Source organism: Nocardia elegans NBRC 108235, from assembly GCF_001612845.1.
GTDB classification, from domain to species: Bacteria; Actinomycetota; Actinomycetes; order Mycobacteriales; family Mycobacteriaceae; genus Nocardia; species Nocardia nova.
Genome location: NZ_BDBF01000025.1, coordinates 119,588 through 130,374, shown reverse-complemented (window position 1 = coordinate 130,374; position 10,787 = coordinate 119,588). Strand labels below are relative to the sequence as shown.

The 10,787-nt window shown below is 69.0% G+C and carries 12 protein-coding genes; 8 read left to right on the top strand and 4 right to left on the bottom strand.

The annotated features are described in order from the left end of the window. From NE2_RS36305 to NE2_RS18910, 6 genes are all read left to right on the top strand, one after another. The coding region (locus NE2_RS36305) for an Rv3212 family protein (protein ID WP_063027943.1) at positions 1–997 on the top strand (997 nt) is incomplete at its 5' end. 56 nt (positions 998–1,053) lie between these two features. Beyond that, positions 1,054–1,662 carry an acid phosphatase gene (locus NE2_RS18930; protein ID WP_084494157.1) on the top strand — a complete coding sequence of 203 codons (609 nt, stop codon included), beginning with the start codon at positions 1,054–1,056 and terminating at the stop codon, positions 1,660–1,662. Next, the gene (locus tag NE2_RS18925; RefSeq protein ID WP_063027939.1) at positions 1,659–2,138 is read left to right on the top strand and encodes a GNAT family N-acetyltransferase; all 480 of its coding nucleotides are present in this window, start codon (positions 1,659–1,661) and stop codon (positions 2,136–2,138) included. The genes NE2_RS18930 and NE2_RS18925 overlap by 4 nt, the downstream gene beginning before the upstream one ends. A gap of 93 nt (positions 2,139–2,231) precedes the next feature. Then, complete coding sequence (locus tag NE2_RS18920; protein ID WP_063027937.1) at positions 2,232–2,573, top strand: YciI family protein; 342 nt, start codon at positions 2,232–2,234, stop codon at positions 2,571–2,573. Between the two features lie 8 nt (positions 2,574–2,581). Beyond that, positions 2,582–3,874: an RNA polymerase sigma factor gene (locus tag NE2_RS18915; protein ID WP_063027935.1), complete on the top strand. Its 1,293-nt coding sequence runs from the start codon at positions 2,582–2,584 to the stop codon at positions 3,872–3,874. Positions 3,875–3,904: 30 nt separating this feature from the next. Next, positions 3,905–4,498 (top strand): GNAT family N-acetyltransferase, encoded by a 594-nt coding sequence (locus tag NE2_RS18910; protein ID WP_233429823.1) that lies wholly within the window; start codon positions 3,905–3,907, stop codon positions 4,496–4,498. Here NE2_RS18910 and NE2_RS18905 read toward each other — a convergent pair. After that, entirely contained in the window at positions 4,480–4,926 is a 447-nt protein-coding gene (locus NE2_RS18905) for a hypothetical protein (RefSeq protein WP_373862257.1), read from the bottom strand. The genes NE2_RS18910 and NE2_RS18905 overlap by 19 nt on opposite strands. Positions 4,927–5,015: 89 nt before the next feature. Here NE2_RS18905 and NE2_RS18900 point away from each other — a divergent pair, with 89 nt between their 5' ends. Together NE2_RS18900 and NE2_RS18895 are read left to right on the top strand one after the other, a co-directional pair. Continuing rightward, positions 5,016–6,041, top strand: a complete 1,026-nt coding sequence (locus tag NE2_RS18900) for a diacylglycerol/lipid kinase family protein (protein ID WP_063027931.1) — start codon at positions 5,016–5,018, stop codon at positions 6,039–6,041. A gap of 234 nt (positions 6,042–6,275) precedes the next feature. Next, positions 6,276–6,530 carry a WhiB family transcriptional regulator gene (locus NE2_RS18895; protein ID WP_030516005.1) on the top strand — a complete coding sequence of 85 codons (255 nt, stop codon included), beginning with the start codon at positions 6,276–6,278 and terminating at the stop codon, positions 6,528–6,530. A gap of 194 nt (positions 6,531–6,724) precedes the next feature. Here the strand turns inward: NE2_RS18895 and NE2_RS18890 are convergent, their stop codons facing one another. From NE2_RS18890 to NE2_RS18880, 3 genes are all read right to left on the bottom strand, one after another. After that, the gene (locus tag NE2_RS18890; RefSeq protein WP_030516006.1) at positions 6,725–8,239 is read right to left on the bottom strand and encodes a sensor histidine kinase; all 1,515 of its coding nucleotides are present in this window, start codon (positions 8,237–8,239) and stop codon (positions 6,725–6,727) included. A 54-nt stretch (positions 8,240–8,293) separates the two neighbouring features. Next, complete coding sequence (locus tag NE2_RS18885; protein WP_063027981.1) at positions 8,294–8,509, bottom strand: biotin/lipoyl-binding carrier protein; 216 nt, start codon at positions 8,507–8,509, stop codon at positions 8,294–8,296. Between the two features lie 112 nt (positions 8,510–8,621). After that, on the bottom strand, positions 8,622–10,775 hold the full coding sequence (locus NE2_RS18880) for a molybdopterin oxidoreductase family protein (RefSeq protein WP_063027929.1): 2,154 nt from the start codon (positions 10,773–10,775) through the stop codon (positions 8,622–8,624). Between the last annotated feature and the right edge of the window lie 12 nt (positions 10,776–10,787).

Genomic DNA, 10,787 nt, shown 5'->3' with positions numbered 1-10,787 from the left:
GCTGACCTCCAGCGGCGTCGCCATCACCGGCGACGGCGGCGCCGTCCGCGGTCTCGATGCGGCCACCGGGCGAGAGCTCTGGAAATACCAGCGCGATCTGCCCCTGTGCGCGCTGGAGAGCCAGTTCGGCACTGTGATCGCCACCTACCGCGATCCGCGCGGGTGCAGCCAGACCGCGATGCTCGGCGCGGAGGACGGGCGCCGGCGCACCGCGCGCAGCAGCTATATGGACTCGCAGGTCCGGCTGTCCACCGACGGCACCTATGTGCTGGCGCAGGGACCACGCCGGCTGGAGATGTGGCGTTCGGATCTGGTCCGCACCCTCGAATACGGCTACGTCGACGCGCAGGTGAACCCGCACACACAACCCCGGCACGACTGCACGCTGCTGTCGGCGGCCTCGGGTGGCAGCCGCCTGGCCGTGCTGGAACGCTGCCCCGACGACGCCGCGGACCGGCTGACGGCGCTGAATCCGGCGCCGAAGGACGCCTCCGCGCCGGAGGAGTACGGCTCGCACGTCCTGACCGAACCCGGTGCGGCGGCCGGCAACGCCCGGGTGATCGCGGTCGCGGACAACCGGATCGCCCTGTATCTTCCCGGAACCGACGCCGCCCCACCGGAATTCGCGATCTACGACGCCAACGCGAATTCACTTGCGGTGCACCGCCTCTCCGCGCCGATCGCCGACAACAGCACGGTGACCCGGCTCGGCTCGGCGTATTTCGTGTTCACCGGCAACAGCGTGATCGCCTTGAGCGCGAGCACCTTCGAGCCGCTGTGGACCGCACCGGACGCCCTGGGCGCGCCCGCGATGATGGCGGGCAACGTCCTGGTGCCGGTGGCCGACGGCATCGCGGCCCTCGATCCCGGCAGCGGCGCCCAGCAGAAGCGGATCCCGTTGCGGCGCAGCGACTACCACGGGGAGCCGATCTCGCTGGCCGTGAGCGGTCCGATGGTGCTGGAGTTGCGGGGTGGCCGGCTCTACGGAACCAGCTGAACCCTCGCGTCGATCCGTCCGGCCGGTCGGTCCCGCGGTGCGGCATGATCGGAATCATGAGTGCATCGGACAGGGACTATCGGCTGGTGCTGCTGCGGCACGGCGAGACCGCGTGGTCGGCGGCACGCAAACACACCGGGCGCACCGATACCGCGCTCACCGAACGCGGCGAAGCACAGGCGCGAGCAGCCGGAAAGGTCCTCGCGGGTCTGGACCTGAGCGATCCGCTGGTGCTGACCAGCCCGAAGAAGCGTGCCGTGCACAGCGCCGAACTGGCCGGGCTGCCCGATCCGCGGATCGACGACGAACTGGTCGAATGGGATTACGGCGACTACGAGGGCCTGACCACCCCGCAGATCCGCGAAACCGCCCCCGGCTGGACCGTCTTCACCGGCGACGTACCGGGTGGCGAATCCGCCGACGCGGTCGGCGCGCGGGCCGACCGGGTGCTGGAATCGGTGGCGCCGGCGCTGCGCACCCGCGATGTGGTGCTGGTCGGGCACGGACATTTCTCCCGGGTCCTGATCGCGCGCTGGGCGGGTTTCCCGGCCCGGGAGGGACGGCGCTTCTTCCTGTCCACCGCCGCGATCAGCGTGCTCGGCCACGATCATCAGGCCGCCACGATTCTGGCGCACAATATCGAGGCGCCCGAGGCCGGCCGATGATCCGCCGCGCCACCCCCGAGGATGTGCCCGCCCTCGTCGAACTGGTCTACGACCTCGCCGAATACGAGAAGGCGCGCGAACAGTGCGCGCTGACGGCCGAGGACCTGCACGCCGCGCTGTTCGGGCCGACGCCGGCGGTGTTCGCCCACGTCGCGACCGTCGATGCGCGGGTCGCCGGATGCGCGATCTGGTTCCTGAACTATTCGACCTGGACCGGTAAGCACGGCATCTATCTGGAAGATCTCTATGTCCGGCCCGAGGCGCGCGGTCGTGGCCTGGGCAAGGCGCTGCTCGCCGAGCTGGCGCGCGAGGCCGTGGCCCACGGCTACACCCGGGTGGATTGGTCGGTGCTGGACTGGAATACGCCCTCGATCGAGTTCTACCGCGGGCTGGGCGCGGTGGCACAGGACGAGTGGACCGGCTTCCGGCTCGCCGGTGACGCGCTCGCGCGGCTCGCCGATGCCGGAAATTCCTGAGAATTTCTCGCGCCGGTGTCGATTCCGCGGCGGGGTGCGCGTCGAAGAGTTGAATGGCTCGAAAGGCGGGCCACCTACTCGGAGGACGAAACCATGTCGCAGTATCTGATCCTCATCTACCAGGACGAGCGTGCCGCGGCCGAACCGGAGTCCGGCAGCGCGATGGCGGAGAGCCACCGGCAGTTCGGCGAGGACCACGCGGCGGCGCTGCGCGGCGGAAACGCCTTGCACCACAGTCACACCGCCACCAGTGTGCGGCCGGACGGCGCCGGCGACTTCGTGATCACCGACGGCCCGTTCGCCGAGACCAAGGAGCAGCTCGGCGGCTACTACCTGGTCGAGGCCGAGGACCTCGACGCCGCGATCGCCATCGCCCGGCGGGTGCCGATGGAATTCGGGGGCGTGGAAGTGCGCCCGATCCTCGAATTGAGCTGAGCCGCACCGTGCTCGACAACTGCTCCGACCACGGCTCGACCGATCGCGGCGGCCCCGACCGGGTCGCCGCGGCGGTGGCCGACGCGCATCGCCGGGAGTGGGCGTTCGTCCTGGCGGCGACCGTGCGGGTGACCCACGACCTCGAACTCGCCGAGGAATGCGTTCAGGACGCGTACGCACAGGCGTTGATGCGATGGGCCGCGGACGGAATTCCGTCCCGGCCCGCGGCCTGGCTGACCACGGTGGCGCGCAACCGCGCACTGGATCTGCTACGCCGCCGGTCCACCGCGCGCCGGGCGTTGCCGCTGCTTATCGCGGACGAAAAGACCACCGAGACAGGTGTTTTCGATGCGATCGACCCGTACGACCCACAGTTCCCCGACGACCGTCTGCGACTGATCTGCACCTGCTGCCATCCGGCACTGGCCCCGCAGACCCAGGTCGCGCTGACCCTGCGCCTGGTCTGCGGACTGACCACGGCCGAGGTCGCGCGCGCCTTCCTGGTGGCCGAGCCGACGATGGCCGCGCGGATCACCCGCGCCAAGAAGAAGATCGCCGCCGCCCGGATCCCCTACCGCGTGCCGGGCCCGGCGGAGTTGCCCGAGCGCATCGAGGCCGTGCTGGCGGTGGTGCATTTGCTGTTCACCACCGGGCACACCGCACCGTCGGGCGAGGACCTCATCCGCCGCGATCTCACCGAACGCGCCCTCGATCTGGCGCGGATGCTGCACGGTCTGCTGCCCGAGGATCCGGAGATCGCCGGCCTGCTCGCCCTCCTGCTGCTCACCGACGCCCGCCGCGCGGCGCGGGTGACCGCCGAGGGCGCCATGATCGCGCTGGCCGATCAGGACCGCGCGCGCTGGGACCGGGAGGAGATCGGACAGGGCATCGCGCTGGTCCGCTTCGCACTGGAACGGCGGCCGGGGCGCTACGCGCTGCAGGCCGCGATCGCCGCCGTTCACGCCGAGGCGCCCAGTTACGACGCCACCGACTGGCAGGAGATCCGCGGGCTCTACGACGTCCTGAGCCGGATCTGGCCCTCGCCGGTGGTGGCGCTCAACCGGGCCGTCGCGATCGGGATGGCCGGCGATCCCGCCGCCGGTTTCGCCGCGCTCGACGCACTCGCCGCCGAACCGCAGCTGGCCGGGTACAGCTATCTCCCCGCCGCCCGCGCGCACTTCCTCGCCGAACTCGGGCGGCTCGACGAGGCCCGGCTCGCCTACTCCGAGGCCCTGTTGCTGACCGAGAACGCGGCCGAGCGCGAATTTCTCGACCGCCGCCTGGCCGACCTCGACCGATAGGGTGGACCGATGGAGGTCACCGTTCGTCCCGTGACGGAATCGGAAGTGCCGGAACTGGCCCGGGTACTGGGTCTGGCCTTCGACGACGATCCGATCATGCAGTGGTGCATACCGGCCGACCGCACCCGGCCCGCCCGCGCGGCGACCATGTTCGGCGCGCTGATCCGGCATCTGTACCTGGCGCACGGAGCGGTCGACGCGGCCTTCGACGAATCGGGCCGGATCGTTGGGGGCGCGGTGTGGTCGCCCCCCGGGCGGTGGGATTCGTCGGGTGGCGATCAGCTGCGGATGCTGCCCGCATTGGCACGTGCGTTCCGATTGCGACTGCTCGCCGTCGGGCGGATGTCGGATCGGATGAGCAAGGCGCATCCGCACGAACCGCATTGGTATCTCGCCATCGTCGGCACCGATCCCGCGGTCCGCGGCAAGGGGTACGGGCACGCCCTGCTGGCGCCGCGGCTGGCGCACTGTGACGAAACCGGCGCGCCCGCCTACCTGGAATCGAGCAAGTTCGCCAATATCGCCTATTACGAGCGCTACGGCTTCGATCTGCGCGGCGAACTCGACGCCACGGGTGGCGGACCGCTGCTGTGGCCGATGTGGCGTCAGTCGGCGACGTCGTAGGCCTGGGCCATCCAGCGCACCGACGGCGGCGAGAAGATCAAGCCGAGAGTGACGAGGGCGACCAGCCCGACCGGGATGCCGAGTTCGAACCGATGCGAGCTGAGCATGTACCACGCGGCGGGCAGCAGCAGCACCTGCGCGATCACCACGATGGCCCGGCCCCAGCGCCTACCGCGCAGCAGGCCGATACCGGCGGCCAGCACCGCGCCGGCCAGGATCACGAACCAGGCGGCGGTGCCGTACGCCGATTTCGCGGAGGTGTCCGCCGACGTGATGCCCTGCACCACGAGCACGATCGCGATGATCACCCCGATCAGGCCCTCGAGCGCGGCCAGCGCGCCCGCGCCGCGCACCGTGCCGGGAGTCGGGTCGGCCGCGCCGCCGGTGGTGCCGCCGGTGCTCTCACTGTCCGCGTTCTGCTTCGCCACCCGCCCAGCGTAGAACCGCGCGAACCGGGCCTCGCACGCGTGGTCGCCTCCGCGGGATCCGGTGGCGATCGCTCAGTAGGCTGCTGAGGGTGCGGACGCTGTTGATCGTGAATCCGAATGCCACCTCGACCACTCCGGCCACGCGGGATCTGCTCGCCCACGCGCTGGAGAGCCGCACCCAGCTCATCGTGGCCCATACCCAGCATCGCGGGCACGCCGCCGAATTGGCGCAGTGGGCGACCGATGCCGAGATGGACCTGATCGTGGTGCACGGCGGCGACGGCACGGTCAACGAGACCATCAACGGATTCCTCCCCCTGCCGAAACAGGCCACGCCCGGGCCGGAATCGGCCGGCGTCGCGGAATCGGCCGCCGCGCAACGTTCGGGCACCTGGATCCCGCGACTGGGAGTGATCCCCGGCGGCTCGGCGAACGTGTTCGCGCGCTCGCTGGGTATCGAAGCGGATCCGGTGGCCGCGACCAATCAGCTCATCGATCTGCTCTCGCTCGACGACGGTGAGGCGCATGCCGGCGATCGCCGGATCGGCCTGATGGTCGCCGACGGCCGCTGGTGCGCGTTCAGCGCGGGCGTCGGGTTGGACGCCGACGTGTGCGAGGCGATCGATCGCAGCCGCGCCGCGGGCCACGCCGCCACCCCGGCCCGTTATCTGCGCACCACGGTCCGGCAATTCTTCCGGGCCAAGCGGCGCGAGCCCGCGATCACCGTGCGTGTTCCCGGACACGAACCGGTGTCGGGCGTGCATTACGCCTTCGTGACGAATACCAGTCCGTGGACGTATCTGGACAGCACCCCGGTGCGCACCAATCCCGGGACGACGTTCGAACGCGGACTGGGTGTGTTTGCGATGCGGACGATGGGGGTACTGCCGACACTGTCGGTCGCCAGGCAACTCCTGGCTTCCGACGGAGATCCGAAGTCCCGCAATTTATTTCGCGTCGACGATGTATCTTCGGTGCGAATCGAAGCCGACGACGAGGTCGGTCTGCAAATCGATGGCGACTTCATCGGCCGGCGCAACGTGGTGGATTTCACCTCGGTGCCGGAGGTGCTCGAAGTAGTCGCTCCCAAGCCGGAATCCAGCCGACACAACTGAGAAACATCGCAGTTGCGCTGCGGAAACCAGCACAAGCGAGTACAAAGGACTCCGCAGGCCCGGCTTTTCAGGGCTTTAGAGCGTGAGCTTCCCCACGGTGCACCCGAAGGCTATTGACATCTACGGTGTTCGTGAAAGCATTCACAAGCAACCGTGCGGAAACATTCGAGACGCACAAGTGAACGGACCACAAACCAGCGGCGCCTTGCGGCGCCCATGCAAAGGAGCAGAGGAATGGACTGGCGCCACAAGGCCATCTGTCGCGACGAGGACCCCGAGCTGTTCTTCCCGGTGGGTAACAGTGGTCCGGCGCTCGCGCAGATTGCCGATGCCAAGCTGGTCTGCGCCCGCTGCCCCGTGACCGCCGACTGCCTGTCCTGGGCCCTGTCCTCCGGGCAGGATGCCGGCGTGTGGGGTGGTATGAGCGAAGACGAACGTCGGGCGCTGAAGCGGCGCAACGCCCGCACCCGCACTCGCAGCGTCGTCTGAGACGCGCGGCGTTACCGGCTCGTAGTAAACCGCACAGCCTCGACCGGTAACGCATTTCGGCCCGGCACCGGAAAGGTGCCGGGCTTCACTGTTTTTGTTGCCGGATTGTTTTCCCGCCCTATTTCACATAACCGTCCGACGGCGATTCGGACTTATCCGATTTCCGCGAGTGGCGGTGCTTGCGCGGGACGCTTTCAGCGTGAGTTGCGACGGCCCAGCGGCACCCGCAGCACCGCGTCGGTGCCGATATCGGCGCCCGGATGCAAACCGATCGAGCCCCCGAGTTCCGCGGTGACCAGAGTGCGCACGATCTGCAATCCCAGCCGATCGGAACCCTCCAGGCTGAATCCCTCCGGCAACCCGCGCCCGTCGTCGCTGATGATGACGTCCAGCCAGCGCGCCGAGCGCTCGGAACGTATTGTGACAGTTCCGTTTTCGCCGGCATCGAAGGCGTGCTCGATGGCGTTCTGCACCAATTCGGTCAGCACCATCACCAACGGGGTCGCGCGTTCGGCCGAGAAAACTCCCAGCGAACCGTCGCGGCGGACCTTGATGCGGGCGGTGTGCACGGTCGCCACATCGGCCATGATCGGCAGCAGGCGATCCACCACCTCGTCGAGGTCGACCTCCTCGTCCACCGACATCGACAGCATTTCGTGCACGGAGGCGATGGAGGTGACGCGGCGCACCGATTCGGTGAGCGCCACGCGGGCCTCCTCGTTCTCGGTGCGGCGGGCCTGCAGGCGCAGCAGCGCGGCGACGGTCTGCAGGTTGTTCTTCACCCGGTGATGAATCTCGCGGATGGTGGCGTCCTTGGACAGCAGCGCCCGGTCGCGGCGCTTGACCTCCGTGACATCGCGGACCAAAACCGCGACCCCCGCCAGTTCACCGTGCGGGCGCAGCACCAGCGTGCGCAGCAGCACGGTCGCACCGCGCGCCTCGACCTCCATCCGCCGGCCCGATTTGCCGGCCAGCGCGGCCTGGATGTCGCTGACGACCTCCTGCGCGTCGAACGGATCGGTGATCAGGGAACGGGTCGACTGGGCCAGATCCTGTCCGGCCAATTCGCTCTGCAGGCCCATGCGGTGATACGCCGACAGCGCGTTCGGGCTGGCGTAGACGACCAGGCCGTCGGTGTCGAGACGGATGAAGCCGTCCCCGGCGCGCGGACTGGAATGTGAGCCGGTGCGGTCCTCCAGCGTCGGGAAGGTGCCGTCGGCGATCATCTGGCACAGATCGTCGGCGCAGCTCATATAGGCGTGTTCGAGGCTGCCGCGGACCTTCGAGCGCTGCATATCGGTATCGCGGCCCAGCACGGCGATGACGTCGGTGCCGCAGCGCACCGGAATACCCTCGCGGATGACTCGTGCGGGGGTCGGGTGGTAGACGCCGGTGGATTCGCCGTCGCCCTCGACGCGCACGATCTCGCCCGAGCTCAGGGCCTGGAAGATCTGCGGGTGATCCTGGCGGGAGGCCAGCGACCCGACCAGATCGTCGGGCTGAACCGTCGGGGCGGTCGTGGGCCGGCACTGGGCGACGCACACCACATCGGCCCCGTCGGTCACCGGGCCGATGCCGACCCACAGTTGCAGATCGGCGAACGACAGATCGGCCAGTAGCTGCCAATCCCCCACCACGCGCTGCAGATGATCCACCGCCGCACCGGGGAGATCGGTGTGTTCGGCGAGCAGATCACTAAGAGTGGACACGGAAACAAAGGCTACGGCACGCGCCCGCGGGCCGAAGTCGTGTCGCGGCCGAAGCTACGAGATGACGGCGATCAGATCGCCCTTCTGGAGGACGTCGCCGGGTTTCACATTGATCGAGGCCACGGTTCCGTCCGACTCGGCCACCACCGGGATCTCCATCTTCATCGATTCCAGCAGGACCAGGGTGTCACCCTCATGCACCGCCGCACCCTCGTGCGCGACGATCTGGAAGACGGTCGACACCATCTCCGCGAGCACTTCCTCAGCCATGACACCCTTCCGGTCGATCGGCCCGTATCCGCTGACGGTACAGCCAACCACATCCGTCCCGAGAGCGTTCGATCGCTCGAAAGATACCGGGCCGTAGGCGCTGTCGCGCCGGCTATGCGGTGGCGCTCACCGTGACCCAGGTGTTGTTGACCGCGGCCGTGCCGGACAGCGGGTCGACCAGCGCCGGGTCGTGGAGGAGGTTGACATTGGCGCCCGGGAGGGAGGCGGCGACCCGCCAGCCCACGCCGGGTTCGCGGTGGCCCCAGCCGTGCGGGATCGCGACCGTGCCGGGGCGGATATCGTCGCCGACCTCGAGGGTCACCACGATCGAACCGCTCGGCGAGGAGACCGTGACCGGTTCGCCGTCGGTCAGCCCGCGCGCGCCGGCGTCGACGGGATGCATGAGCACGGTGCAGCGATCGCGGCCCTTCACCATGGCCGGGACGTTGTGCAACCAGGAGTTGTTGCTGCGCAGGTGGCGCCGGCCGATCAGACGCAGATCGTATCCGTCGGCCGCGGTGCGCGGCCTGGCCGGCAGATCGGCGAGCAGCTTCGCCACCTCGGCACGGAAGTCCTGCGGCGCCAACCGGACCTTGCGGTCGCGAGTGCCGATCAGCGTGCGCAGGCGCGGGCGCAGCGGTCCGAGATCCACACCGCCCGCGGAAGCGCGCAGCTTGGTGATCGTCAGGCCCGCACGTCCGCGGCGCAGCACGCCGTACGGACCGGCCGCGATGCCCAGGGCAGCCAACCGCATGGGCGAGAGTCGTTCGAATACCGCGTTCAGCGCCCTGCCCGTGAGGCGTCGCGCGGGCAACGGCACCACCTCGGTGACCAGCCGGGCCATGATCTGCCAGTCCTCGAGCCCGTCGGCCGGCGGCTCGAAAACCTTGGCGTCGTAGCGCAGGTTGTTGCGCACACTGAACACCGGGAACAGCAGATTGACGTCCTCGCGCTCGAACTGGGACACCGGCGGCAGGATGATGTCGGCGTGCCGGGTGGTCTCGGTGACGTACATGTCCACGGCTACAAAGAAATCCAGCGATTCCAGCGCCGCGTCGAGGCGCCCGCGCTGCGGCGTCGACAGCACCGGATTGCCGGCGTAGGTGACCATCGCCCGGATCTGCCCGCGGCCCTCGGTGAGAATTTCGTCGGCCAGCGCCGCCACCGGCAGTTCGGATCGGAAGGACTTGTAGCGGCCCGACCGATCGGTCCACGCCCCGTGACCCATCGGCAGGTACTTGGCGTACCGGGCGGCGTCGACCGGCGCGGTCGCGAACATCTGGCCGCCCGCCCGGTCCAGATTGCCGGTCACTGCGTTGATCGTGTTCACCAGCCAGTGCGTGAGCGTGCCGGTCACCTGCTGACATACCCCGATCCGCGCGTAGAGCACGGCCGAGCGGGCCGCGGCATGGTCGCGGGCGAAACCGCGGATGGTCTCGGCGTCGACACCGGCGTGCGGGGCCGCGAGTTCGGGAGTGCACTGTGCGACGGTCTCGCGCAGCTCGTCCCAGCCCGAACAGCGCGCGCGCACGGCCCGTTCGTCGCACAGTTTCTCGTCGATCAGCACATGGAGCACGGCCAGCAGCAGATAGACGTCACCGCCGGGGACGACGGCGATGTGCTGGTCGGCCAGTCGCGCGGTCTCGGTGCGGCGTGGATCGATCACCACGACCGTGCCGCCGCGCTCCCGCACCCGCTTGATGCGCTGTTTGGCGTTCGGCATGGTGGTCACCGACCCGTTCGACACGGCCGGGTTCGCACCCAGGATCACCAGCCGGTCGGTGCGATCGATATCGGCGACCGGCATCAGGACATTGGATCCGAACATCCGCCAGGCCGCGAACTCCTGCGGGAACTGATCGATCGACGAGGCGGAGAAGAAGTTGCGGGTCAGCAGCGCCACCCGCAGCAACACGCCGTACAGCACCGAAGAACTGTGTGCCGCGGGGTTTCCCAGATACATGCCGATCGCGCTCGGACCGTGTTCGGAGCGGATCTCGCGCAGCCGCTGCCCGATCTCCCGGAACGCCTCGTCCCATCCGATCGGCTCGAACCGATCGCCGACTCGGCGTACCGGCGTGCGAAGCCGGTCCGGGTCGTGGTGCAGTGCACCCATCGCCGTGGCCTTGGGACAGATATATCCCTGGGACAGCACATCGTCGGGATCTCCCTCGATCCGGACGACGCGGTCGTCCTCGACGGTGACCCGGATTCCGCAGTGCGCCTCACACAGGGTGCACTGCCGAGAAACAATGCGAGTATCCATGGCACATCCTCT

What these genes read in the sequence shown, in the direction of transcription:
- NE2_RS18930 (WP_084494157.1), top strand. Translation starts at nt 1,054, where the DNA reads ATGAGTGCATCGGACAGGGACTATCGGCTGGTGCTGCTGCGGCACGGC.
- NE2_RS18925 (WP_063027939.1), top strand. Translation starts at nt 1,659, where the DNA reads ATGATCCGCCGCGCCACCCCCGAGGATGTGCCCGCCCTCGTCGAACTG.
- NE2_RS18920 (WP_063027937.1), top strand. Translation starts at nt 2,232, where the DNA reads ATGTCGCAGTATCTGATCCTCATCTACCAGGACGAGCGTGCCGCGGCC.
- NE2_RS18895 (WP_030516005.1), top strand. Translation starts at nt 6,276, where the DNA reads ATGGACTGGCGCCACAAGGCCATCTGTCGCGACGAGGACCCCGAGCTG.
- NE2_RS18885 (WP_063027981.1), bottom strand. Translation starts at nt 8,509, where the DNA reads ATGGCTGAGGAAGTGCTCGCGGAGATGGTGTCGACCGTCTTCCAGATC.
- NE2_RS18880 (WP_063027929.1), bottom strand. Translation starts at nt 10,775, where the DNA reads ATGGATACTCGCATTGTTTCTCGGCAGTGCACCCTGTGTGAGGCGCAC.